Source organism: Ruegeria sp. CL6 (genome assembly GCF_056536465.1).
In genome coordinates this window covers 427,869-451,782 of record NZ_JBQFPR010000001.1, presented here as the reverse complement: position 1 = coordinate 451,782, position 23,914 = coordinate 427,869, and the positions used below count along the sequence as shown (strand labels likewise).

General features: G+C 59.2%; 26 protein-coding genes. 14 read left to right on the top strand and 12 right to left on the bottom strand.

Annotated elements, in window-relative coordinates; translation table 11 throughout:
* Positions 1 to 17: 17 nt before the first annotated feature.
* The 4 genes from ACR0LH_RS02235 to ACR0LH_RS02220 all read right to left on the bottom strand — a co-directional run bounded on the left by ACR0LH_RS02235 (position 18) and on the right by ACR0LH_RS02220 (position 3,073).
* A complete protein-coding gene (locus ACR0LH_RS02235) occupies positions 18 to 989 on the bottom strand; it encodes a beta-ketoacyl-ACP synthase III (RefSeq protein WP_480719489.1) in 972 nt (323 codons plus the stop codon).
* A gap of 21 nt (positions 990 to 1,010) precedes the next feature.
* Positions 1,011 to 2,099 carry a phosphate acyltransferase PlsX gene (gene plsX, locus ACR0LH_RS02230; protein ID WP_480719488.1) on the bottom strand — a complete coding sequence of 363 codons (1,089 nt, stop codon included), beginning with the start codon at positions 2,097 to 2,099 and terminating at the stop codon, positions 1,011 to 1,013.
* Between the two features lie 24 nt (positions 2,100 to 2,123).
* Entirely contained in the window at positions 2,124 to 2,330 is a 207-nt protein-coding gene (gene rpmF / locus ACR0LH_RS02225) for a 50S ribosomal protein L32 (protein ID WP_008756996.1), read from the bottom strand.
* Positions 2,331 to 2,536: 206 nt separating this feature from the next.
* Positions 2,537 to 3,073, bottom strand: coding sequence for a DUF177 domain-containing protein (locus tag ACR0LH_RS02220; RefSeq protein ID WP_170413660.1), 537 nt, complete (start codon positions 3,071 to 3,073; stop codon positions 2,537 to 2,539).
* Positions 3,074 to 3,158: 85 nt separating this feature from the next.
* Here ACR0LH_RS02220 and ACR0LH_RS02215 point away from each other — a divergent pair, with 85 nt between their 5' ends.
* The 3 genes from ACR0LH_RS02215 to ACR0LH_RS02205 all read left to right on the top strand — a co-directional run bounded on the left by ACR0LH_RS02215 (position 3,159) and on the right by ACR0LH_RS02205 (position 6,317).
* Positions 3,159 to 3,635: an outer membrane protein assembly factor BamE domain-containing protein gene (locus ACR0LH_RS02215; RefSeq protein ID WP_170481465.1), complete on the top strand. Its 477-nt coding sequence runs from the start codon at positions 3,159 to 3,161 to the stop codon at positions 3,633 to 3,635.
* A 97-nt stretch (positions 3,636 to 3,732) separates the two neighbouring features.
* Complete coding sequence (locus ACR0LH_RS02210; RefSeq protein ID WP_480719487.1) at positions 3,733 to 4,467, top strand: GNAT family N-acetyltransferase; 735 nt, start codon at positions 3,733 to 3,735, stop codon at positions 4,465 to 4,467.
* A 41-nt stretch (positions 4,468 to 4,508) separates the two neighbouring features.
* The gene (locus ACR0LH_RS02205) at positions 4,509 to 6,317 is read left to right on the top strand and encodes an ABC-F family ATP-binding cassette domain-containing protein (protein ID WP_480719486.1); all 1,809 of its coding nucleotides are present in this window, start codon (positions 4,509 to 4,511) and stop codon (positions 6,315 to 6,317) included.
* Positions 6,318 to 6,320: 3 nt separating this feature from the next.
* Here the strand turns inward: ACR0LH_RS02205 and ACR0LH_RS02200 are convergent, their stop codons facing one another.
* Positions 6,321 to 7,076, bottom strand: coding sequence for an SDR family NAD(P)-dependent oxidoreductase (locus ACR0LH_RS02200; protein ID WP_480719485.1), 756 nt, complete (start codon positions 7,074 to 7,076; stop codon positions 6,321 to 6,323).
* Positions 7,077 to 7,319: 243 nt separating this feature from the next.
* Between ACR0LH_RS02200 and ACR0LH_RS02195 the strand changes: the two genes are divergently transcribed.
* Positions 7,320 to 8,321 (top strand): hypothetical protein, encoded by a 1,002-nt coding sequence (locus ACR0LH_RS02195; protein ID WP_480719484.1) that lies wholly within the window; start codon positions 7,320 to 7,322, stop codon positions 8,319 to 8,321.
* A gap of 72 nt (positions 8,322 to 8,393) precedes the next feature.
* Here ACR0LH_RS02195 and tyrS read toward each other — a convergent pair whose 3' ends face one another.
* Positions 8,394 to 9,638 carry a tyrosine--tRNA ligase gene (gene tyrS / locus ACR0LH_RS02190; RefSeq protein ID WP_480719483.1) on the bottom strand — a complete coding sequence of 415 codons (1,245 nt, stop codon included), beginning with the start codon at positions 9,636 to 9,638 and terminating at the stop codon, positions 8,394 to 8,396.
* A 183-nt stretch (positions 9,639 to 9,821) separates the two neighbouring features.
* Here tyrS and ACR0LH_RS02185 point away from each other — a divergent pair, with 183 nt between their 5' ends.
* Entirely contained in the window at positions 9,822 to 10,946 is a 1,125-nt protein-coding gene (locus ACR0LH_RS02185) for an anhydro-N-acetylmuramic acid kinase (protein ID WP_480719482.1), read from the top strand.
* Here ACR0LH_RS02185 and ACR0LH_RS02180 read toward each other — a convergent pair.
* On the bottom strand, positions 10,912 to 11,802 hold the full coding sequence (locus ACR0LH_RS02180) for a fatty acid desaturase (protein WP_480719481.1): 891 nt from the start codon (positions 11,800 to 11,802) through the stop codon (positions 10,912 to 10,914). The genes ACR0LH_RS02185 and ACR0LH_RS02180 overlap by 35 nt on opposite strands.
* A 3-nt stretch (positions 11,803 to 11,805) precedes the next feature.
* Complete coding sequence (locus tag ACR0LH_RS02175; protein WP_480719480.1) at positions 11,806 to 12,225, bottom strand: cupin domain-containing protein; 420 nt, start codon at positions 12,223 to 12,225, stop codon at positions 11,806 to 11,808.
* An 84-nt stretch (positions 12,226 to 12,309) separates the two neighbouring features.
* Between ACR0LH_RS02175 and ACR0LH_RS02170 the strand changes: the two genes are divergently transcribed.
* On the top strand, positions 12,310 to 13,728 hold the full coding sequence (locus tag ACR0LH_RS02170) for a protein adenylyltransferase SelO (protein ID WP_480719479.1): 1,419 nt from the start codon (positions 12,310 to 12,312) through the stop codon (positions 13,726 to 13,728).
* A gap of 10 nt (positions 13,729 to 13,738) precedes the next feature.
* Here ACR0LH_RS02170 and ACR0LH_RS02165 read toward each other — a convergent pair whose 3' ends face one another.
* Positions 13,739 to 14,833, bottom strand: a complete 1,095-nt coding sequence (locus ACR0LH_RS02165) for a DMT family transporter (protein ID WP_480719478.1) — start codon at positions 14,831 to 14,833, stop codon at positions 13,739 to 13,741.
* Here ACR0LH_RS02165 and ACR0LH_RS02160 point away from each other — a divergent pair.
* The 6 genes from ACR0LH_RS02160 to ACR0LH_RS02135 all read left to right on the top strand — a co-directional run bounded on the left by ACR0LH_RS02160 (position 14,822) and on the right by ACR0LH_RS02135 (position 19,332).
* Complete coding sequence (locus ACR0LH_RS02160; protein ID WP_480719477.1) at positions 14,822 to 15,526, top strand: endonuclease/exonuclease/phosphatase family protein; 705 nt, start codon at positions 14,822 to 14,824, stop codon at positions 15,524 to 15,526. The two genes, ACR0LH_RS02165 and ACR0LH_RS02160, sit on opposite strands and share 12 nt — an antisense overlap.
* A gap of 73 nt (positions 15,527 to 15,599) precedes the next feature.
* Positions 15,600 to 16,013 (top strand): Fur family transcriptional regulator, encoded by a 414-nt coding sequence (locus tag ACR0LH_RS02155; RefSeq protein WP_170382884.1) that lies wholly within the window; start codon positions 15,600 to 15,602, stop codon positions 16,011 to 16,013.
* 137 nt (positions 16,014 to 16,150) lie between these two features.
* On the top strand, positions 16,151 to 17,032 hold the full coding sequence (locus ACR0LH_RS02150; RefSeq protein WP_480719476.1) for a DMT family transporter: 882 nt from the start codon (positions 16,151 to 16,153) through the stop codon (positions 17,030 to 17,032).
* A 124-nt stretch (positions 17,033 to 17,156) separates the two neighbouring features.
* A complete protein-coding gene (eno, locus tag ACR0LH_RS02145; protein ID WP_480719475.1) occupies positions 17,157 to 18,434 on the top strand; it encodes a phosphopyruvate hydratase in 1,278 nt (425 codons plus the stop codon).
* A 41-nt stretch (positions 18,435 to 18,475) separates the two neighbouring features.
* Positions 18,476 to 18,988, top strand: a complete 513-nt coding sequence (locus tag ACR0LH_RS02140) for a GNAT family N-acetyltransferase (RefSeq protein ID WP_480719474.1) — start codon at positions 18,476 to 18,478, stop codon at positions 18,986 to 18,988.
* A gap of 176 nt (positions 18,989 to 19,164) precedes the next feature.
* Entirely contained in the window at positions 19,165 to 19,332 is a 168-nt protein-coding gene (locus ACR0LH_RS02135) for a hypothetical protein (RefSeq protein WP_170382892.1), read from the top strand.
* 47 nt (positions 19,333 to 19,379) lie between these two features.
* Here ACR0LH_RS02135 and ACR0LH_RS02130 read toward each other — a convergent pair whose 3' ends face one another.
* The 3 genes from ACR0LH_RS02130 to mazG all read right to left on the bottom strand — a co-directional run bounded on the left by ACR0LH_RS02130 (position 19,380) and on the right by mazG (position 21,689).
* Positions 19,380 to 19,829, bottom strand: coding sequence for a GNAT family N-acetyltransferase (locus ACR0LH_RS02130; protein WP_170382894.1), 450 nt, complete (start codon positions 19,827 to 19,829; stop codon positions 19,380 to 19,382).
* On the bottom strand, positions 19,826 to 20,767 hold the full coding sequence (locus tag ACR0LH_RS02125) for a nucleoside hydrolase (protein ID WP_480719473.1): 942 nt from the start codon (positions 20,765 to 20,767) through the stop codon (positions 19,826 to 19,828). The genes ACR0LH_RS02130 and ACR0LH_RS02125 overlap by 4 nt, the downstream gene beginning before the upstream one ends.
* A gap of 64 nt (positions 20,768 to 20,831) precedes the next feature.
* The gene (gene mazG / locus ACR0LH_RS02120; RefSeq protein WP_170382898.1) at positions 20,832 to 21,689 is read right to left on the bottom strand and encodes a nucleoside triphosphate pyrophosphohydrolase; all 858 of its coding nucleotides are present in this window, start codon (positions 21,687 to 21,689) and stop codon (positions 20,832 to 20,834) included.
* 66 nt (positions 21,690 to 21,755) lie between these two features.
* Between mazG and ACR0LH_RS02115 the strand changes: the two genes are divergently transcribed.
* Complete coding sequence (locus ACR0LH_RS02115) at positions 21,756 to 22,919, top strand: M20 aminoacylase family protein (protein WP_170413614.1); 1,164 nt, start codon at positions 21,756 to 21,758, stop codon at positions 22,917 to 22,919.
* Between the two features lie 12 nt (positions 22,920 to 22,931).
* Complete coding sequence (gene speB / locus ACR0LH_RS02110; protein ID WP_170551670.1) at positions 22,932 to 23,897, top strand: agmatinase; 966 nt, start codon at positions 22,932 to 22,934, stop codon at positions 23,895 to 23,897.
* Positions 23,898 to 23,914 lie beyond the last annotated feature (17 nt).

Here is a 23,914-nt window from a genome sequence, read left to right as displayed (position 1 = left end):
AAGCCGTTTTGCGCTTGTCACCACCGCAGGACGACCGAGCCCCAGGCCAATCCACCTCCGATTGCCTCGGTCACGATCAGATCGCCCTGCTTGATTTGGCCCCGTTGCTTGGCGACCGATAGGGCAAGTGGGATCGACGCGGCCGACGTATTTCCGTGATCCTGGACCGTCACGACGACGCGTTCCATTGGCAGCCCCATTTTCTTGGCTGTGCCCTGAATGATGCGGATATTGGCCTGATGGGGAACAATCCAATCCACATCCGAGTTTTCCAGCCCTGCTTTTTTCAATGAAGTTTCGGCAGTTTTTGTAAGTTTTTCAACGGCATGGCGGAAGACTTGATTGCCTTGCATCCGAAGATGGCCCGTCGTTTGCGTCGAAACGCCTCCGTCTACGTACAGCAGGTCCTTATAGCGACCGTCCGAATTCAGGTCAGTCGCCAGGATGCCACGATCCTGCGATGTGCCTTCACCATTTTGCCCTTCGAGGATCAGCGCGCCCGCTCCGTCACCAAACAGAACGCAGGTCGATCGGTCCGACCAGTCCATGATTCGCGAAAAGGTCTCGGCGCCGATCACCAGAACGCGATTGGCCTGCCCGGACAGAATCAAGGCATTTGCGTTGCTCAGTGCAAAAACGAATCCCGCGCAAACCGCTTGAACGTCAAAGGCAAACCCCTTGGTCATGTTCAACCTTGCCTGCACCATCGTTGCAGCCGAAGGAAAGGTCAGGTCGGCTGTGGACGTTGCAACGACAATGGCGTCAATGTCATCCGCCGTCAGCCCCGCATCCTTCAGCGCGGCTTGGGCGGCGTTGGTGGCCAAATCAGACGTCGTTTCATCATCTGCGGCAAAATGGCGTCGTTCGATACCCGAGCGAGTCTTGATCCACTCGTCCGATGTATCGAGCGTCTTTTCAAATTCGGAGTTCGGAACAACGCGCTCTGGCAAATAGTGTCCGACACCTACAACAACTGAACGGCCTGCCATTCTGAGGTACTGCCTTTTTTGTTATTCGCCCGCCTTCGACGGTGCGTGCGCGGCATCTTGTGCAAGCTCGGCTGTGGATGCAACCCGTGCCGCCAATTTTTCGGCAAAGCCCGACTGAGCCAAAGTGAAGGCCAGCTTGACCGCTGCTGAAACTCCGGTCGCGTCCGCGCCGCCGTGAGATTTGACGACGGTTCCGTTGAGGCCAAGGAAAACCCCACCATTTACACGGCGCGGGTCGATGCGTTTCTTGAGGCGGTTCAGCGACGTGATCGCAAGGACCGAAGCCAAGCGGGACAGAGGGGAATACTTGAACGCTTCACGCAATAGATCACCGATCAGGCTTGCAGTGCCTTCGCCAGTCTTGATCGCGACGTTTCCGGTAAACCCATCGGTTACAATGACATCTGCTTTGTCGCCGGGAATGTCGCTGCCTTCGACAAAGCCCACAAAATCAAAGCTGGCCTGATCCGCGAAATCCGCGATCATTGCATGGGCCTCTTTCAGCTCGGCCCGGCCCTTGTGTTCTTCGGTGCCTACATTGAGCAGGCCGATCCGTGGCCGTTCCAGCGCCATGCCGTTGCGTGCGTATGAAGCACCCATCAATGCGTATTGCAGCAAATCCTTGGCGTCCGCGCGCACATCAGCGCCGGCATCCAGCATTACGTTAAAGCCCTGCGGGTTGCGAGAAGGCCACAGAATCGCGATTGCCGGGCGGTTCACGCCCGGCAGTTTGCGCAGCCGCATCATCGACAGCGCCATAAGCGCCCCGGTGTTGCCGCAAGAGACCGCTCCGTGCGCTTCGCCTTGCCGTACCGATTCCAGTGCAGACCACATCGAGGTCTGCTTGCCGTTGCGGACAACCTGACTGGGCTTGTCCTCCATCGTGACCACATCAGGGCAATCACGAAAAACGACGCGCCCGTTCAGGACACGCCGTTTTGCGACAAGTTTGCGCAACGTGGCTTCGGGCCCATGCAGGACAAACGCGATATCGGGGTTTTTGTTTGCTGACTGAGCAATGCCTGCCACCACTGTGGCAGGCCCCGAATCTCCGCCCATTGCGTCAACCGAAATGGTAATCCGTCCGGCGTGCTTGGGCTGTTCTGTCATGCCTTGGCCTGTACGTTGAAAGGCTTAGGCCGCGTCTTCGTCCAGGTCGATTTCGTCGGCCTGAGCGACGACTTCACGGTCATCATAGTGGCCGCAGGACGCACAGACGTGGTGCGGGCGCTTCAGCTCGCCACAGTTCGGGCATTCGTTCGGGTTTGCAGCAACCAGAGCGTCATGTGCGCGGCGGTTGTTGCGGCGCGACTTGGAAACTTTGTTCTGTTGGACAGCCATGGTCTCAACCTTTGTCTACTAAGGGCCAACAGATTCGCTGTGGGCCGGGTTTCATTCTTCGTTTTTCTCGTGGTTTGACGCGCGTTTAGGGGACCAGCCCCGCAATGTCCAACCCAAATTCCGATGAGCGCGCGAAAATACTGCGATTCTCGACATGTTCAAGCGATTTTTCTGAGGGCGTGCTATGACAGGAAATCAGACCCGTGTCACTCGTCTTTTTTCATCGCATCGCGCAAACCGGCTAGCCCGGCAAAGGGTTTGACGTCTTCGTCGGTCATCGCCTGTTTGCCCGGTTCTGTATAGTCGGCCTGTTCCAGTTCAGCACCTTCCTTGCGCGGGTATTGCGGCAGAGCGAGTGACAGCGCCTCGATCATAACCTGAGCGGGGTCAATCTCTGGCCCCAGAGGTTCGGATTCGTCACCTTCGGGAATCTCGAACTCTTCTTCGTCCGGGTCTGACCAATCCGCCAGGAACACACGAGTTACCGGCACGTCGATTCTGGTCGTTACGGGTTCCAGCGTCACAACACATGGCTGAATGACCGTCGCGCCCAGTTTGCCTTTCAAACCCCAATCGCGCTTGCCTTGGGCGCGAACCTCGCCCACAAAGGTCAACTTGCGCAGTCCAAGCAGGTTTAGATCGTCCTTGATCGAGTCCAGAATCTTGGAGTCCGGACGCAAATCGAACATGGTTGGGGCGTTCTGCGGCAGGTCGGCGACCCGCAGAGATGTCTGGTTGCTCATTCGTGACCCTTTCCTGTGTTGAACCGGGGCTGCGGTTTGATGTAATCGGATAGGGTCCGCAAGGGGCCAAGGCAAGAGGGTGTGAATGTTGAAGGTTGTGAACAGGTTGAAACCAGCGTCCAAAGCGCTTGCCTTTGGGGTCTGTCTGGCCGTTGCCGGTGCGTGTACGCCTGTTTTCGAGAATCACGGCTATGTTCCCACCACCGAGGAGCTTGCCGAGATCCAAGTTGGCGTGGATACCCGCGAAAGTGTGGTTGAGGCCGTCGGTGCGCCTAGCTCATCAGGTGTGGTTCGTGATTCCGGTTACTATTACGTGCGCTCTAAAGTTCGTCACTACGGGCCCAAGCGCCCCGAAGTCGTTGAGCGTCAACTGGTCGCGATTAGCTTTGACCAGCGCGGTGTCGTGCGCAACATCGAGCGTTTCGGGCTTGAGGACGGAGTGGTCGTTCAGTTGGATCGCCGTGTGACGGATTCCAGTATCGAGGGTCGTGGCTTCCTGCGGCAGCTGCTTGGAAACATTGGCAACTTCAACCCAGCGAACATTCCCGGCGCGACCAATTAATTTGTAGCCAGTTCTTGTCGCAGTCACACGATGGTCACACATAGTGTGATAGCCACGCGGCAAGATGAAACGGGTCTGCAACCGCGGAGGTGCGACCATGGCACTATTGCTCGGCAAGGGCCGGTACCGCGCACGTCTGGCGCAAACACCGCAGGATATTGCGGCGGCTCAGGAACTGCGGACGCTGGCCTTTGGAACGGAACAGGTGGATCAGGACGGTTTCGATCCGCTGTGCGCACATATTCTGGTCGAAGATACGCGGGCTGGCGGGCAACTGGTCTGTTGCTTTCGGATGCTGACGATGGATCAGGGGTCCGAGGTTGGGCGCAGCTATTCCGCCCAGTTCTATGACCTCTCGGCGCTTGAAGGGTTCACCGGGCGCATGGTCGAGATGGGGCGATTCTGCGTACATCCTGATTGGACTGACCCTGACATCCTGCGCGTCGCATGGGGGGCAATGACCGCCTATGTGGACGAAAACAACGTGGAAATGCTGTTTGGCTGCTCATCCTTCGCCGGGACGGAAACGTCCGAGTATCTGGACGCCTTTGCCATGCTGAAACATCGCCATCTGGCCCCAAAGCGCTGGTTGCCCCGCGTGAAAGCGCCCGATGTGTTCCGCTTTGCTGCACGCCTGCGACGCCGGCCTGATGCGAAAAAGGCAATGCGGCGGATGCCGCCTTTGCTGCGCACATATCTGATGATGGGCGGCTGGGTCAGCGATCACGCGGTTGTCGATCGCCACATGAATACACTCCACGTCTTTACCGGGCTTGAGATCGGGGCGATTCCCCCGGCGCGAAAGCGGCTGTTGCGCGCGGTTGTCGGGTAATCGTCGTTGACGCCTTGGCCCTGCCGGTTTAGCTGGCGGATATGGCGAGAATTCCTTTGTTGCAGATGGCCGGTATTTCCCTGACTTTTGGGGGTGACCCGGTGTTTTCGGAGCTGGATCTGGTGGTTCAGCCGGGCGACCGCGTCGCTCTGGTCGGGCGGAACGGATCCGGCAAGTCGACGCTTATGAAAGTCATGGCGGGGCTGGTCGAGGCTGACCACGGTGACATCGTGATTCCTCCGGGTAAATCTGTGGGTTATATGGAGCAGGATCCGGGGATGGAGGGGTTTGCCACGCTGGGTGACTATGCCTCCAGCGGGTTGGAACCCGGAGAGCTTTACAAGGTCGAACGCGCGGGTGAGGGTTTGAAATTTGACCCTTCGCGCGCTGTTGAGACCGCCTCGGGCGGTGAACGCCGTCGTGCGGCGCTGGCCAAACTGATGGCCGAAGCGCCCGACCTGATGCTGCTGGATGAGCCGACCAACCATCTGGATATCGAAGCGATTGCCTGGCTGGAACGCGAGTTGGGCGCGACCCGAGCGGCCTATGTCCTGATCTCGCACGACCGCGCGTTTCTGCGCGCTTTGACTCGCGCGACCCTGTGGATCGACCGTGGGGTTGTCCGGCGGCAAGAACAGGGCTTTGACGCATTCGAAGCGTGGCGCGACAAAATCTGGGAAGAAGAAGACCAGCAGCGCCACAAGCTGAACCGTCTGATCAAATCCGAAGCGAAATGGGCCGTCGAAGGCATCAGTGCGCGGCGTAAGCGTAATCAGGGCCGGGTGCGTGCGTTGCAGGCGCTAAGGGCCGAGAAAGCAGCGCAGATCAAGCGTCAGGGCTCGGCTGCGATGACGCTGGAAGCAGGACCTAAATCTGGCAGAAAAGTTATCGAAGCCAAAGGGCTGGCCAAGTCTTTCGGGACGCAACAGATCGTTCGGAACTTTGATCTTTTGGCCCAACGCGGGGACAGGGTGGCCTTTGTCGGCCCTAACGGTGTGGGAAAGACGACTCTGCTGAAAATGCTGCTGGGGCAGGAGCAACCGGACGAAGGCTCTGTGTCGCTTGGAACCAACCTTGAGATTGCCGTATTCGATCAGACCCGCGCGCAGTTGGACCCTGAAATGACCCTCTGGGACAGCCTGACAGGTGACCCCGACATGCGCGTTTCCGGTAAGGCCGATCAGGTGATGGTCGGCGGTCAGCCCAAGCACGTTGTCGGCTACCTCAAGGAGTTTCTGTTCGATGAACGGCAGGCGCGGGCCGCCGTTAAGTCTTTGTCAGGCGGAGAAAAAGCACGGTTGCTGCTGGCCAAGCTGATGGCCAAGTCGTCCAACCTGCTGGTGCTGGACGAACCGACCAACGATCTGGACGTGGAAACGCTGGACTTGCTGCAAGAACTGTTGGACGACTATGACGGGACCGTGCTGCTGGTCAGCCACGATCGCGATTTTCTGGACCGCGTCGCCACGACCACCATCGCGATGGAGGGCAATGGCCGCGCCACCGTTTATGCGGGCGGGTGGTCCGACTATATTGCGCAGCGCGGTGACGTTTTTGAAAAGAAGACTGAGAAAACAAAGCCATCAAAGCCGAAGGTGAAGCAGGAAGCTCAACCCAAATCCGGCCTGTCTTTTTCCGAAAAACACCGTCTGGAGAAGCTGCCAGCCGAAATGGAACGGCTTGAGGCCGAGATCGGTAAGCTCGAAGAACTCATGTCCGATCCCGACTTGTTCACCCGTGAACCGGTCAAGTTCCAAAAAGCGACCGAGGCGCTGGTTGAGCGGCAAGAGAAACTAGCAGCAGCCGAGGAAGAATGGCTGATGCTGGAAGAAAAGGCCGAGGGCGCTTGAACGTCACCTCATCCGAAGGGCGCCGTCGATGCGGATAACTTCTCCGTTCAGATAGCCCATCTCGACGATGAAGCCGGCCAATCGCCCGAATTCGCGTGGGTCGCCAAGGCGGGCAGGGTTCGGGACATCCGCCGCCAGTTGCTGTTGCACCTCTTCCGGCAGGCCAGCAAGCATGGGCGTCATGAAAATTCCCGGCGCGATTGCCATCACGCGGATACCGGATGAGGCCAAATCTCGGGCCATCGGCAGCGTCATGCCCACAATGCCACCCTTGGATGCGGCATAGGCGGTTTGGCCTTTCTGACCATCAAACGCTGCAATCGACGCCGTGTTGATGATCACACCCCGCGCGCCGTCTGACTCGGGCGCGTTCTTGGCCATCTGTTCGGCGGCCAGGCGCGAAACATTGAAAGTTCCCACCAGGTTGATGTCGATTGTGCGTTGGAACGGGCTTAACGGGTGAGGACCGTCTTTCCCAACCGTCTTGATACCCACGGCAATACCGGCACAGTTCACAGCAGCGGTGATCCGGCCCATCTTGTCCGTCGCATGAGCAATCGCAGCGGCGACCGAAGCTTCATCTGTCACATCCGTCTCGACAAAGTGCCCACCGATCTCGGCCGCGACCTCTTTTCCGCGCTCGGCGTCACGATCCAGAATAGTGACCTGCGCTCCGTTTTCGGCAAAGTACCGAGCGGTCGCCTCGCCAAGCCCGGATGCGCCACCTGTGACTATGGCAGCGGTTGAGGGTAGTTGCATTTCGGTAACCTCTCCTTAATTTCGACACATTGTGACCACATTTGATTGGTGGCGCGGGTAGATATTGTATATCGACGCCCCAAGGCTGTCACAACTGGTGTTCTGGTTGGTTGTGATGAGTGGTGGCGAGCCCTTTAGTTAACGCAATTTCAGCATGTGCTTAACCGCGCTTCATCTGAGGCTTCCACATTGAAATCGAAGATCCTGAGGTACTTGGGTTTTGAGGGCGCAAGGAGATTAATGATGCGGATAAGACTGAAATCAAGCGTTTCAGCCTTGGTGGTATCCCCGTTCGTCGGGGCGTTGATGGCGACAACTGCGCAGGCTGCGCCAGAAGTTTGCAATGCGAGAACGGCGCGGATCGCGGCCAATGCGGGCGATTATCAAGTCCTGTGTGACTGCACGCAAGTGACGCCTAGCTTCATTGAGCGCCTGCAGCGGCGATCCGATTTTGAAACCACTTTGGCAGTTACTGGTGAGCAGTGCCCCGCTTTGGCCGCATTGTTGACAGATTTCGCTACGGCGTCGATTGGGGCTGCATCCGATACGGGGGAAAACCCGAACGACGATCAAGTGAGCCGAGCGGGATCCGGTCCGGGCGGAAACAACGGTGGCGGTGACGGCGGAAACAACGGTGGCGGCGACGGCGGAAACAACGGCGGCGGCGACGGCGGAGACAACGGCGGCGGCGACGGCGGGAACAACGACGGCGGCGACGGTGGAAACAACGGCGGCGGTGACGGCGGAAACAACGGCGGCGGTGACGGAGGAAACAACGGTGGCGGCGACGGCGGAGACAACGGTGGCGGCGACGGCGGAGACAACGGCGGCGGCGACGGCGGAAACAACGACGGCGGCGACGGAAACAACGGTGGCGGCGGAGATAACGGCGGCGGCAACGGTGGAAACAACGGCGGCCCCGGCAACGGGAACGGCAATGGCGGCAATCCGGGTAACGGCGGTGGCAACACCGGTGGCTCGGGTCCCGGAACCGGTAATGGCGGCGGCAACAACGGCCAAGGCGGTGGAAACGGCAACGGCGGCAGCAACGGCGGCGGCAAAGGTGGTGGAAACGGCAACGGTGGCAGTAACGGCGGCCCCGGTAACGGCAACGGGAACAGCGGGAACTCCGGTAACGGCGGCGGCAATACCGGTGGCTCGGGTCCCGGAACTGGCAATGGCGGCAGCAACAACGGCCAAGGCGGTGGAAACGGCAATGGCGGTGGCAACGGCGGAAAACGCTGACGCCACAGAGCTCATTGCCTCAAAAAACTACGGCCACCCAAAGGGGTGGCCGTTTTTTTTTAGTCTATCAGCTCAGCCCAGTTGAACCAGCGCGTGCCGCTTTTTCCCTGCGCTCAGCTTGATCGGTGAGGACAGCGCGCCCGCGTCGATCATCAACCCCGCGTCGGTTAGCGGAGCATCGTCGAGCTTGGCACCATTCTCGGCGATCAGGCGCTTGGCCTCTTTGCCGGACTTGGCCAGGCCGGATTTCACGATCAACTGAACGATCGAGGCTGGCAATTCATCCGCACCGATGGTCAGGGTCGGAAGGTCGTCGCCCACGCCACCTTTCTCGAACACTTCGCGCGCGGTGGCCTCCGCTGTGGCTGCGGCCTCAGCCCCATGCAGCAGGGTGGTGACCTCGTTGGCGAGACGGATTTTGGCCTCGTTGATCTCGGAGCCCTGCAGCGCGGCCAGACGGTCGCATTCGTCCACGGGCAGCTCGGTGAAGATCTTCAAGAAGCGGCCTACGTCGGCGTCGGTGGTGTTGCGCCAGAACTGCCAGAACTCATAGGCGCTCAGCATATCTCCGTTCAGCCATACGGCCCCGCCCTGAGATTTGCCCATCTTGCGGCCATCGCTGGTGGTCAGAAGCGGCGTCGTCAGGCCGTAGATTTCCTGATCCAGCACGCGGCGCGTCAGGTCGATCCCGTTGACGATGTTGCCCCACTGGTCGCTGCCTCCCATCTGTAGAACGCAGCCATAGCGGCGGTTCAGCTCAAGGAAGTCATAGGCTTGCAGGATCATGTAGTTGAATTCGAGGAAGGACAGCGATTGTTCGCGGTCCAGACGCGATTTCACCGATTCAAAGCTCAGCATCCGGTTGACCGAGAAATGCCGCCCGATATCGCGCAGGAAATCGAGATAGTTCAGGCTGTCCAGCCATTCGGCATTGTTCAGCATCATCGCGCCGGTGTCGCTGTTGTCATAAGACAGGTACTTGGCAAAGACCTTCTGCATCCCGGCGATATTGGCGTCGATCTGTTCCGGGCCCAGCAATGGGCGTTCATCGGACCGGAACGAGGGGTCGCCCACCTTGGTTGTGCCGCCGCCCATCAGGGTAATCGGCTTGTGCCCGGTCTTTTGCAGCCAACGCAGGACCATGATGTTCATCAGGTGACCGACATGCAGCGACTGCGCCGTGGCGTCATACCCGATATAGGCTGTTTGCACCCCACTGATCAGCGCGTCGTCAAGGCCCTGATAATCGGTGCAGTCGGCGAGAAAGCCGCGCTCGATCATCGTGGCGATGAAATCCGATTTGGGGTGGTAGGTCATATCCGTGCCCTTTGGGTTTGTGTTGCGGGGCAGTGTATAGGCGGTGGGGGTGGTAAGGAAAAGGCACCTTTTGCAGGAAAAGCGCGTGGTGCGTCTGATGTGGCTTGCGTTGTATTCGCGTTACCGTGCAGGTTGTGGCCAACGCGCTGATCCAACGGGCGCGAAAGACGCAAGAGGTAAGGCATGAGCCGGGTAATTGGCAAATCGGACACGGTCACAGCACTGGGCGCGATGTCGGGCACGTCTCTGGATGGCGTGGATGCCGCCGTGGTCGAAACGGACGGGGTACGCATTCTGGGGTTCGGTCCCAGCGGCTATCGCGCGTATTCCGAGGAAGAACGCGCCACCCTCAGGGCCGCACTGGGTCATTGGCACGGTCCAGAAGTCGATGCTGCGGCTGAGCTGGTCACGATTGCTCATGCCGAAGTGCTGTCCGAATTCGATGAGATCGACCTGATCGGCTTTCACGGCCAGACGCTTGCCCATGAACCAAGTGGGCGGGGCACGTTGCAGGTGGGCGACGGCGACGGTTTGACTCAGGCGTTGGGTGTTCCCGTCGTGTGGGATTTTCGCAGTGACGACGTGGCGATGGGGGGTGAGGGCGCACCGTTGGCGCCATTCTTTCACTTTGCCTGTGCCAAATGGATCGGGGCCACGGAGCCGGTGTGTTTTCTGAACCTCGGCGGGGTGGGGAACCTGACTTACGTAGACCCCGGTTTTGACGGCCCCGAGGCACCCGGCGCGCTGCTGGCCTTTGACACCGGCCCGGCCAATGCGCCCGTGGATGATCTGATGCAGGCGCGGCTTGGTCTGCCGATGGATCGCGACGGCGCAGTTGCGCGCGGTGGGACGGTCGAGACGGGCGCGCTGGAACTGTTTCTGGCCGAACCGTTTTTTAACAAGATGCCACCCAAATCTTTGGACCGAAATGATTTTTCGGAAATGATCGGGCTGGTGAAAGAGCTTTCGGACGCTGACGCCGTAGCGACTCTGACAGCGATGTGCGCAACGGGCGTCGTGCAGGGGATGGAGCATTGCCCCAAACGGCCCACGCGCGTGCTTGTCACCGGGGGTGGCCGCCACAATCCTGTACTGATGGAGATGCTGCGCGTCTCGCTGGATTGCCCGGTAGAGCCTGTTGAGGCCGTGGGTCTGGACGGAGACATGCTGGAAGCGCAGGCGTTTGCCTATCTTGCCGTGCGTGTGGCCAAGGGCTTGCCGACCTCTTGCCCGGGAACGACCGGGGTCAAGGCTTTGGTAGGTGGTGGGGTGATCAGCGCTCCAGCGCGTGCACGTAGTCTGCCGTAAACTCAGCATACCCATCCGAGGTGGTTTGAAGATGGGCTTTCGTCCAGACGTGCAGGGATGGCAATTGGTGGAAAGGCACGTTTGGAAACGCATGATGTTCCGCGTGAAAGGGCATGTTCCACGCTAGAAACCGGACTACGCGGTTGGTGAAGGTGGTGCGCGAATTCTCCAGCATATTGGCGACCGGCGGGCAGAGGCCGTGTTCGGCCAACAGGTAAAGGCGCAGGAATGGCTGGCCAATTAGGACCGGAAAAAGCCAGAGCCAGAACAGAACCGGTGTGAAAACCAAGCTGATGCCAGCAAGTGTATAGAGGCCAAGCAAAACGCGCGCCTCTATCCGCATGGCGCGGTGCTGTCGCCCGGGCAGGTAGGGCGCGTCGATCTTTCCGATCGCATTGTGAAAGAGAGCCAGCGCCATGCCTTTCCAATACGGCCAGCCGCTGAGGTAGATTGCCAGATCGCGCCAGCGTTCCGGTCTGGGTTTGCCGTCCAGTTCCGGGTCTTTGTCCGGGTCATTGGTCCATTTGTGATGGGCTAGATGAAAATACCGAAACCACGTGAAGGGCAGGGCAATAGGCAACGAAACAAGATGACCAACCGCGTCATTCAGCCAGCCGGTGCGAAAGGGCGTCTTATGGGTGCATTCGTGGCTGAGCGTGAACAGGAACACCAGTAGCAGTCCCTGAGGCAGCAGCAGAAGCGGCCAGAGCGGAACCTGAAAGGCAATGCCTGAACTGGTAGCCAGAAGCAGCAGGGCATAGAGGGAAAGGTGGCGCAAGCCTGCGATGTCGGAACGTTCTTGCAGGCGATCTTTCTCCTCCGGCGGAATCGAGGCTATGAGCGCGCGGTGGTCCATTCTTTAACCGCGAGGAATGTCAAAGCCGGGGTCGGCCAGTTCAAAACCGTCAAATTCAAACCCCGGAGACACGGTGCAACTGACCAAGGTGTAGTCCCCGGTGGTACGGGCGGCTTGCCAATGGCCTTTAGGCACAATCAGTTGGGGCGCGCCTTGGGCAAGGTCCGGGGTCAGCATATGATCCACCGCTGGTCCGGTGTCTGTGTCGCTGATGGATAGGATAAGCGGCGCACCGGAGTGGAACAGCCAGATCTCGGTCGCGTCGACGCGGTGCCAGTGGCTGCGCTCGCCCTCTGTCAGCAGGAAATAGATGCAGGTGCCCGTCGCGCGGCCTTCGTTATCCGCGCGCCAGGTTTCGCGAAACCAGCCGCCTTCGGGGTGCTGTTGCAGTTTCAGGTGGTCGATGATGTCTTGTGCGGTCATTGGCGCCTCGTGGTTGGGGATGATTATGCACGGGTTTGCGTGATCCGCTATGGTATTCGGCCGGATCAGGAATATGTTTGCCGCATGACCCTGATGATCCCCTTCGACAACACCTATGCCCAGCTTCCCAACAGCTTTTACGCGCGGCAGGCTCCGATCCCCGTGCGTGCACCGCAACTGATTGCGTTCAACGAAGACCTTGCGCGTGTTCTGCGCGTCACTCCGGGTGATGTGCATGAAATGGCCGAGGCGTTTGCCGGAAACATACTGCCCGAAGGGTCCGAGCCGATCGCGCAGCTTTACTCCGGGCACCAGTTCGGGAACTACAACCCGCAACTTGGTGACGGTCGCGCCGTGCTGTTGGGTGAGACCGTCGGGATCGACGGGGTACGCCGGGACATACAGCTCAAAGGGTCGGGGCCAACACCGTTTTCCCGTCAGGGCGACGGGCGGGCTTGGTTGGGTCCGGTTTTGCGGGAATACGTTGTATCCGAGGCGATGCATGCGCTGGGCATTCCAACGACGCGGGCGCTGGCTGCGGTTGAAACCGGAGAGGTCGTTCTGCGCGAAGGGCCGATGCCCGGGGCCGTGCTTACAAGGGTTGCACAAAGCCATCTGCGCGTGGGGACGTTTCAGGTGTTTGCGTCGCGCGGCCATTTCGACAGCCTGCGCCAACTGACGGACTACGCCATTCAGCGGCACTACCCTCAGGCCAAGGGGCCGATGGGTCTGTTGCGCGCCGTGGTCCAGAAACAATCCGAGCTGATCGCCGCTTGGATGAGCGTGGGCTTCATTCACGGCGTTATGAACACCGACAACAGCTCGGTCGCCGGGGAGACCATAGATTACGGACCCTGCGCCTTTATGGACACCTACCACCCGAACACGGTCTACAGCTCGATCGACCGCATGGGCCGCTACGCCTATTCCAATCAGCCAGAGATATCCGTTTGGAATGCCGCGCAGCTTGCAACCGCCCTGATCCAGCAGATCGAGGACAAGCAGGCCGCGGTTGAAGAAGCGACCGAGATTGTTCACGCCATGCCTGATCTGCTGCAAGAGAATTGGCAGGCGCGCTTTCGGTCCAAAGTGGGGTTGTCGACCTCGGAAGACGGCGATGTGGAACTGATTACCGATCTATTGGTGCGCATGGCGCAAGGTCAGGCCGACTTCACCAACACGTTCCGCGCGCTGGGCAGCGATACAGCCCGCGATCATTTTACGGACCCGGACGCTTTTGACACTTGGGCCGAGGGCTGGAAGGCACGGTTGCAGAGGGAAGAAGACCCATTCCCGGTCATGGCCGCGGCGAACCCCGCCTTCATTCCGCGCAACCATCGGGTCGAGCAAATGATCCAGGCGGCTGTGCAGGGTGACTATGGCCCGTTCCACCGCCTGAACCGGGTTCTGGCGCAGCCATTTAAGGATCAACCCGATGAGGCCGACCTCAAACGCCCGCCGACGCAGGGCGAAGTGGTGCATGCGACGTTCTGCGGGACGTAAGCGTTCGTGGTTATTTGCGCACGATTTCCAAGACTGCCGCGCTGACGATCAGGACAGCACCCAACAGTTCTCGTAAACCAAAGGGTTCGCCCGAAAAAGCAGCGGCAGAGGCGATTCCAACAACAACCTCGCTCATCAACAGGATGCCGACCCGCGCGGGGGACAGCTTGGTCGCGGGCCAGATCGTCATATAGACCATGGGCAGCGTGTATAGGGCGGACAGAAGGACAAGCTGAAGGACCCAGAGATGGTCGCCTTGGGCGAGGGCGGGCAGTACCGGGCCGCGGATTAGGGCGAGGCTGAGGAATGACAGGATCAGCGCACCCAACACAAAGGCAAACACCTGCCCGGAAACGGAAATACTGCTGGCCCGATACAGCCCAAGGGTTCCCAGCGCCCAGCAGATGCCCGACGCCAGCGCCAGCCAGTCTCCTGCGTTTTGGGGCCATGGCACAAAGCCGTCGCCGCCCAACACCACGAACAGCCCTCCGATCCCGCAGACCAGCCCGGCAAAACGGCCCCAGCCCAGCCGCTCGCCCAGGAAAAACAGACCGAGCATCGTGCCCCAGATCGGCGTGAGATAGAACAGCAGGATCGAGCGGACGACGTCCGTATAGACAAGGCTGAGGGAATACAGGCTGAACGCTGCCCCGGTGAACATCCCGCTGAGGGCGAGATCGCGCCATTGCGAGGCCAGCGCCAGACGCTCTCGCCAAACCAGCGGGATCAGAACAAGCAGGGCGGCGCTGTACATTGCGATACCCGGCCACGGGCCCGTCAAGCCAAGGTCATAGAAGAACCGGACCGGAATCCAATACAGACCCCACATCATTCCGCCGATGACAAGGACAATGCTGGCGCGGGTTGTATTGTCCGTTTGAACTGGGTTGGAAACCATGAAATTCCTCGGAAACCGGCAATCGAAACCTGCCTGCCGCCGGGATAGAATGAACATTGGTTGCGGATCAAGTGGAACATGCGAGGCGTGCCGTAGCTGGCCTTTGGTCGCGGAAATCTTGGGCTTTCGTGCGCCGAGGGGTTGCACCTGACAACCATCGTGGCACTCTTGGTCGAAATGTTTGATCAGGTCCAAATGCAAACTCATTCAACCCTGCGCATTGCGAGCTACAATATACAGAAATGCGTGGGGCTTGATTTTCGCCGTCAGCCGCAGCGCATCCTGCAGGTTATCGAAAGCATGGAAGCCGACATCGTGGTGTTGCAGGAGGCCGACAAACGCCTTCCTCCACGACCGGCTGCCCTGCCGCATTTCATGCTGGATGAAGCTGGCTGGAAGATCGTCGATCTGGGCGGTGCGGGCAGTCTGGGTTGGCACGGCAATGCTGTCATCTGGCGCGGTGACGCGATTCAAGTGCGTGAAAAAGGTCATCATGATCTGCCGGGGCTAGAGCCGCGGGGTGCCGTGAGGGTTGAGTTTGACACCCACATCGGGCCATTGCGGGTGATGGGGATGCATCTTGGCCTGCTGCCTGCGTCCAGACGTCAACAGATCACTCACCTTCGGCGGTTCGACGACGATCTTGACCAGATGCCGACTGTCTGGGCGGGCGATTTTAACGAATGGTCGCGCCAGCCGGTGTTGGATCATCTGGCCCCCGACATGAGGTTTCTGCCGCCAGTTCCCAGTTTTCCCGCCGCGCAGCCTTTGGGTGCGTTGGACAGGATCGCGCTGGGCAACGGGTTGGAGGCGACACTTCATGGCGTACACGATGCGCGGCCCGCTCATATCGCTTCGGATCACTTGCCGATCTGGGCCGACCTGCGGCGTGTGGCTTAGAAAGAAATTCCCCTGTGGCGCCAGCCGCGCAGACGTATTAAGACAGAGAACCGAATAAGTCCCGAGGGTCATCATGTCCGATACGATCATCGCCCGCTGCGAAGCCAAAGGTCTGCGCATGACGGGTCAGCGCCGCACCATTGCGCATGTGTTGCAGCAGAGCGAAGATCACCCGGATGTCGAAGAACTGTATGCACGCGCGTCCCAAGTCGACTCGGGTATCTCGATTGCAACCGTCTATCGTACCGTAAAGCTGTTTGAGGAAGCGGGAATCCTTGAACGTCTGGAATTCGGCGACGGTCGCGCGCGTTACGAGGACGCCGAGCGGGATCACCATGACCACCTCATTGACATGCAATCGGGCAAAGTCATCGAATTCGTAGACCCCGAGATCGAAGCGCTGCAGGAAAAAATCGCAGCCAAGCTGGGGTATAAGCTGAAAGGGCACCGGCTGGAACTGTACGGAGTTCCGCTGGAGCAGGACTGACTTATCACGAAATGCGAACGATGGGCGCACGGGATTTCATGAGTCTCGTGCTGATATTGCTTGTCTGATGATGCAGCTTCGGCTTTTGGTGAAGTCAAAGGCGGCTATTTGCGCCGCGGCTTCCTACGGAAAAAGCAATGAACAACGTGAACGGCATTTTGCTGATCATCGGTGCGATGGCAGCGTTTGCGCTTGAGGACATGTTCATCAAGCATCTCTCGGTCACAGTGCCGACGGGCCAGATCATGGTTTTTCTGGGGGTATGCTGCGGATTGGCTTTTGCGGCAATGGCTGTGGTTACACGCAAACGGATTCTAGACGCGACGGCTTGGGGGCCGTTGCCCCTGATCCGCGCCGCCAGCGAGGGCTTTGGGGCCGTGGCTTTCGTAACTGCGCTGTCATTGGTCGATTTGTCCACTGTTGCCGCCGTCTTTCAGGCCATGCCGTTGGTCGTCACCATGGGGGCAGCGCTTTTCTTGCGCGAACATGTCGGTTGGCGACGCTGGAGCGCGATTGCTGTCGGGTTTGTCGGGGTGATGATGATCATTCGGCCTGGTTTTGCCGGGTTCCAGCCAGAAACCCTGTTTGTTGTGGCCAGTGTCGTGGCGATTGCAGCGCGCGATCTGATCACTCGCAAGCTGGACGCGCGCATCGCGTCGGCGGTGGTGGCGCTGCAGGCATACGTGGCGGTAACTCTGGCGGGGTTGGCTCTGATTGTCCTTAATACACAACCGCTTGTGCCCCTTGAAAGGGCAGAGATAGGCCCGTTCATAGGCGCGGTGGGGTTTGGTGTTCTGGGCTACTACGGTATTGTATCGGCAATGCGGATCGGTGATGCCTCGGCGTTGACCCCGTTTCGCTATACACGCCTGATCTTTTCGATCGCCGCCGGCATGTTCATGTTCGGAGAGCGGCCAGACATGATGACCATGGCGGGGGCCACGCTCATCATCGGCTCGGGGCTTTATACGTTCCTGCGTGAGAGGAAGTTGGCGCAAGAATTGGTGGCGGCGACCTGACGGATCGTCGCACGTTGGCGCAAACACCGGTGTTGACGTGTGTTAGCGATAACATGACCGGTTTACTTTTGACCCTGTGATGCTATGAGGCATGCAACCTAATGCAGCCACAGGGATCGGCCTCATGAGCACAATCATCGACATCCACGCACGCGAAATTCTGGACAGCCGGGGCAACCCGACCGTTGAGGTGGACGTGATTTTGGAAGACGGCACGATGGGCCGCGCGGCGGTGCCGTCGGGTGCCTCGACCGGAGCCTACGAAGCCGTCGAAAAGCGGGATGGTGACAAGGCGCGTTATATGGGCAAAGGCGTGCTCGAAGCCGTCGCCGCCGTCAATGGCGAGATCGCCGAAGAACTGGTTGGCTATGACGCGACCGAACAAGTCGCCATTGATCAGGCGATGATCGAACTGGACGGGACCGACAACAAGGGCCGTCTGGGGGCAAATGCCATTCTGGGCGTTTCGCTGGCCACCGCAAAGGCTGCCGCTGATTTCACGACCCAGCCGCTCTATCGCTATGTTGGCGGTACGTCGGCTCGCGTTTTGCCCGTGCCGATGATGAACATCATCAATGGCGGCGAACACGCCGACAACCCGATCGACATTCAGGAATTCATGATCATGCCGACTTCGGCCGCGAATATCCGCGAGGCGGTGCGCATGGGGTCCGAGGTGTTCCATACCCTGAAACGCGAACTATCCGCAGCGGGTCTGGCCACCGGCGTTGGCGATGAGGGTGGTTTTGCACCCAACATTGCGTCCACACGCGAAGCGCTGGACTTCATCCTGCAATCCATTGAAAAGGCTGGCTACAAACCCGGTGAGGAAATCCACCTTGCCTTGGATTGCGCCGCTACCGAGTACTACAAGGACGGCAAATACGTTCTGTCGGGCGAGAACATCTCGCTGACCTCCGAAGAAAACGCCGAGTATCTGGCGGCGCTGGTTAAAGACTATCCGATCATCTCGATCGAAGACGGCATGTCCGAGGACGACTGGGACGGCTGGAAAGCCCTGACCGATGCCATCGGCGACAAGGTACAGCTGGTGGGCGACGACCTGTTCGTGACCAACCCCGCGCGTCTGGCCGAAGGGATCGAGCGTGGCTGCGCGAACTCGATGCTGGTCAAGGTGAACCAGATCGGCTCGCTGACCGAGACCCTGCGCGCCGTCGATATGGCGCACCGCGCGCGCTATACCAACGTCATGTCCCACCGCTCGGGCGAGACCGAGGACTCGACCATTGCGGATCTGGCCGTGGCGACCAACTGTGGTCAGATCAAGACCGGTTCGCTGGCGCGGTCCGACCGGTTGGCCAAGTATAACCAACTGATCCGCATCGAAGAGTCGCTGGGCGAAGTCGCAGAATACGCCGGGGCTTCGATCCTGAAGCGCTGAATGCTAGGCTGATCCTCGTATCATTTGCCGAGGATCAGGTTTTGCTTTCGATCATAGAACCCAAGACGCCGGACCACTTTGATGCGGTCCGGCGTTTGTGTTGGGAATACCGCGAATTCCTGCTGACGCTGGACGAAAAATCTCAGCGCATTGTGCGGACGTTCTATCCGCGTGAGAAATACGCCCTTTTGATGGACGCAATTGAGGTCGAGCACGCATCGCCCACAGGGGGCGTTCGGTTGGCGTTGAGGGATGGTGGTGCGGTCGGGTGCGGAATGTATCATACGATTGAACCCGGTGTGGCTGAAATCAAGCGTGTCTTCGTGAATGAGAACGCGCGGGGCACCGGCGCAGGGTATGCGATCATGAGCGATCTAATCGAAACCTGCCGTCAGCAAGGGTTCCATTTCATTCGGATGGACACGGGAAAGCCGCTGGAGGCTGCAATACGCCTTTACCTGTCGATGGGGTTTCACTTGCGCGACGCCTATTCGGAAATGCCCGAGGTCGCAGATGGCCATCTGCTGTTTTTTGAGATGGACCTGCGAGACTAGCCCCGCGCCAGACAAAAACTGCGAAGTTTTTTCGAGTTCTTTCTTGTTGTTATTGAATGATAAATTTACAAAATCGGGGCAAAAGCAAACATAAATCTTCTTATGTGTGAACTTTTCCCTATTTGGGGCAGGGTTTAGTTTCGTATCATCATGATATTACAGAAAAGGAGAATACCATGACTGGTTCCAAGTTCCTTCTCGTAGCATCAGTGATCAGCACTGTTTTCCTCGCGGCCTGTGCAGGGCCCGGCACCTACCCGATCAGCGGCGACGCCGTCAGCCCGGGTGATCCCGTTCAGGAGATGCAGTCGCCCACTTACATTTACCGTGGTGAAGCGCGTTAAGGAAAGCCCGTCGGGTCACGGGCGGGGTGCCCGTGATCGCCTTCAAGTCAGAGCTTTTTGCTCATCAGCATATATCGATCGCGCGGTTTGAACCCGGTGCGCAGATACAGTTTCTGAGCTGACTCGTTTGTGCGGTCGACCTCAAGATGCAGGGCGGTAAGACCGGCTCCGGCCAGAGCTTTTGGCAAGTCCAGCAGGACTTCGGATGCAATTCCACGGCCGCGAACGGCGGGGCGAATGTAAATCTCGTCCACAAAACCATCCATGCCGCCAAATTCGACGGACCAGCCGAATGTCAGGATGATGTATCCCAGCGGTGCCCGTCCCGGTCCGATCAGGTAGACACATCCGTGGGGGATGCCCTCTAACAACGGGGCCAGAGCGTTGCGGGTCTGATCCGCATCCTGAGCGATGCCTTCCTCTGTGTGGAAAGCAGTGACCAGGCCCATCAAACGGTCCATATCTTCGGGGCGGGCAAGCCGTAGTGCCGCGCTCATAGTCGGGCCAGCCGTTCAGTCAGCAGAGCAAAGAACCCGTCGGAGTCCAGATCGCCTATGAATGTCGCGTTGGGCTTTCGATCGGTGACGTGCCACCAGTCGGCGACCGTCATACCCATTGTGAGTTCTGATTGGGTCTCAATCTCGACATTCACGAACCGGCCCGAGAACAGTTCGGGTTTGATCAGGTAGGCGGTGACACACGGATCGTGCAGCGGGGCACCTTCCGAGCCGTACTTGTTCTTGTCGAAGCGCTCGAAGAAATCCGTCATCTCGGCGACGGCGATGCCGACCTTGGTTCCCAGAGCGCGGAAGGCATCGTTGCGAGGTTTCGTAACCAGCGCCTTGTGCGTGACATCCAGCGGCATAACCACAATCGGGCGGCCTGATTTAAACACGATATCAGCGGCTTCGGGGTCGACGTGAATGTTGAATTCTGCTGTCGGTGTGATGTTGCCAACCTCGAAATACGCGCCGCCCATCAACACGATTTCCTGCACCCGATCCACGATATCAGGCGCTTTGGTAAAGGCGGTCGCGATATTTGTCAGTGGCCCCAGCGGGCACAGCGTGACCGTGCCGGGTGCATGCGCGCGCAGGGTGTCGATGATGAAATCGACCGCATGCCCTTCGGTCAGTTGCATCTGAGGATCAGGCAGGTCCGGGCCGTCCAGACCGGTTTTTCCGTGCACATGCTCTGCCGTGACCAACGCTCGTTTCAGCGGGCGGTCGCACCCGGCGTAAACCGGCACCTCGGTATGTCCGGCAAGTTCGCAGACGATGCGGGCGTTTTTGGACGTCAGGTTCAGCGGCACGTTCCCGGCGACGGCTGTGATGCCCAAAACCTCGATCTCATCGGGGCTAGCAAGTGCCAGCAGGATGGCGACGGCGTCGTCCTGACCGGGGTCAGTGTCGAGGATGATTTTACGAGGGGGCATGGGTGTCTCCGGGGGGTCGTGAAGGTCGGACACTCGCAAGTGTCCCGGGGCTTGTCCAGCCGTTTTAGGTATCCGCCACCGCATCCACCGGCGGGAGTTTGCCATTGGCGCGATGTTCCTCGGTTTTCACCTCGTCCCACAGGGCGTCCATTTCGGCCAGATCACTTTGCGACGGCGTTTTGCCACGTGCCGCAAGGCGGGCCTCGACCTGCTCGAACCGGCGGGTGAACTTGGCATTGGTGCGGCGCAGGGCAGCCTCGGGTTCGATCCCAAGATGGCGGCCCAGATTGACGATCACGAACAGCAAATCGCCGAATTCATCCTCTAACGCGTCGGCGTCCATGCTGTCGCGCGCTTCCTCCAACTCGGCGGCTTCTTCGGTGATCTTGGCCAGCACGTGGCTGGCATCGGGCCAGTCAAACCCCACACGTGCCGCGCGTTTTTGCAGTTTATGCGCGCGCAACAGGGCGGGTAGGTTTGCGGCCACACCGTCCAGCGCACCTTTCTGCTCCTTGCCAGCGCGCTCCGCCGCCTTGATGGTTTCCCAATCCAGCGTCTGCTGCTCGGCCGATTTGTCTCGGGATTCGTCGCCGAATACGTGGGGGTGACGTGCAACCATCTTGTCCGACATGGTGCGCACCACGTCCTGAAAGGTGAAGTGCCCGGCTTCCTCGGCCATTTGCGCGTGAAAGACGGATTGGAACAGCAGGTCGCCCAGCTCTCCTTTTAGCTCGTCATATGCCTCACGCTCGATGGCGTCGGCGACCTCATAGGCTTCTTCGATGGTATAGGGGGCGATGGTGGCGAAATCCTGTTCGATATCCCACGGGCAGCCGGTTTGCGGGTCACGCAGACGGCGCATGATTTCCAGCAGGCGTTCGATCCCTGCGTCGGTATCGTGGATCAGAGGATTTTCGGCCATTGCGAACCCTTTCGTTCCGGTGTCAGATGCATCCATTCCGCAGTCAGGATCAGGAGTCCACCCCAGATGCCCGTCGTCAACCGAATTGCCGATTACACCGCCGACATGACCGCGTGGCGGCAGCATCTGCATTCTATCCCCGAGTTGGAGTTTGAATGTCATGAAACCGCAGCTTTTGTCGCTGACAGACTGCGCGAATTTGGTGTGGACGAACTGCATGAAGGAATTGCCAAAACCGGGATTGTCGCGATCATCAACGGGCAGGGCGAGGGGCCGACAATCGGCCTGCGCGCTGACATGGATGCCTTGCCGATCCCCGAGGAGACTGGGGTCGAGTATGCCTCGACCAAGCCGGGCAATATGCATGCCTGTGGCCATGACGGGCATACGACGATGCTGTTGGGGGCCGCGCGGTATCTGGCTGAGACGCGGAATTTCCGTGGCCGCGTGGCATTGATCTTTCAACCAGCCGAGGAAGAGGGCGGCGGCGCTGGCGTCATGGTCGAAGAAGGGCTTATGGATCGGTTCGATATCTCCGAGGTCTATGCGCTGCACAACGCGCCCGGGATTCCTGTAGGAGATTTTCATACAACTCCGGGTCCAATCATGGCAGCGGTGGACACATTCCACGTTTATGTTCAGGGTGTTGGCGGCCACGGGGCTATGCCGCACGAGACCCGCGATCCGGTGATGGCCGCGTGCGGTATTGCACAGGCGATCCAAACCATTGTCAGTCGCAACCACTATGCGCTGGACGACCTGGTGGTTTCGGTCACGCAGATCCACACCGGCACGGTCAATAACGTGATCCCGGATACGGCCTATATCAACGGCACAGTTCGGACCTTTGATCCATTGGTTCAGAAAATGGTGATGGAACGGATGGAGCAGATCGTACAAGGGCAGGCAGCCTCTTACGGGGTCCAGGCCCGTCTAGACTACGAAGTGAATTACCCAGCCACGATTAACGACGCTGAAAAGGCTGGTTTCGCTGCTGGCGTGGCTCGCGAAATCTCAGGCGCTGACCGCGTGACCTCCAACTCCGGGCGCGAAATGGGGGCTGAGGATTTTTCGTATATGTTGAATGCGCGTCCGGGGGCATACCTGTTTCTGGGGCAGGGCGACAGCGCCGGGCTGCATCACCCGAAATACAATTTCAACGACGAGATCGCGCCGATTGGGGCATCCTTCTTTGCGCGGATCGTCGAAAAGGCGCAGCCGCTGGGCTGATGGGGGGAATAGATGGCACTGGAAGATGCAAAGAACCAGGTAGACGAAGCGTTCACCAACCCTGACCTCAAGGGGTTGTCATATGAAAATACGTTCGGCGGGGCGACATCCTTCCTGCGAAGGCTTTATACCAAAGACCTGAAAGGCGTTGATATCGCCGTGACGGGCGTGCCTTTCGATCAGGCGGTGACCAACCGCCCCGGAACACGGCTGGGCCCGCGCGCAATCCGCGAGGCCAGTGCTCTGCAGTCGCCGGATGCACCCTATGGCTGGCCTTTTGACGCGCTGAGTGAGCTGGCGATCGTGGATTATGGCGACATGGCCTACGACTACGCCAATATCCCGGCGTTTCCGGATACTCTGACCGACCATATCAGGACGATTCTGGCGGCGGACGTGGCCTCGGTGACACTGGGCGGGGATCACTATATCAGCTTTCCGATCCTGAAGGCCTATGCCGAGAAATACGGGCCCATGTCCCTGCTGCAATTTGATGCGCATACGGACACGTGGGCCGATGATGACATGTCCCGCGTGGATCACGGCACGATGTTCTACAAGGCGGTAAAGTCGGGCATCGTCGATCCCAAGCGATCGGTGCAGGTTGGCATCCGCACCACCAACGAGGACACGCTGGGCGTCAACATCATCGACGCGCGCGAGGTTTATGAATCCGGCCCCGCTGCCGTCGCGCAGAAGATCAAGGGTATTCTGGGCGACAGCCCCGTCTACCTGAGCTTTGATATCGACGGTCTGGATCCTGCCTTTGCGCCGGGTACCGGTACACCTGTCTGGGGCGGGCTGAGTTCCATTCAGGCGCAGATCATCCTGCGCGACATCGCCGGGATCAACATCAAGGGCGGCGACGTGGTCGAGGTATCTCCGCCGTTTGACACGTCCGGCGCAACGGCGATCGCGGGCGCGCATGTGGCGACGCAGATTATTTGCCTGTTGGGTTGGAACAAGCTGAGGGCTTAACCATTGGTTAGCCATAC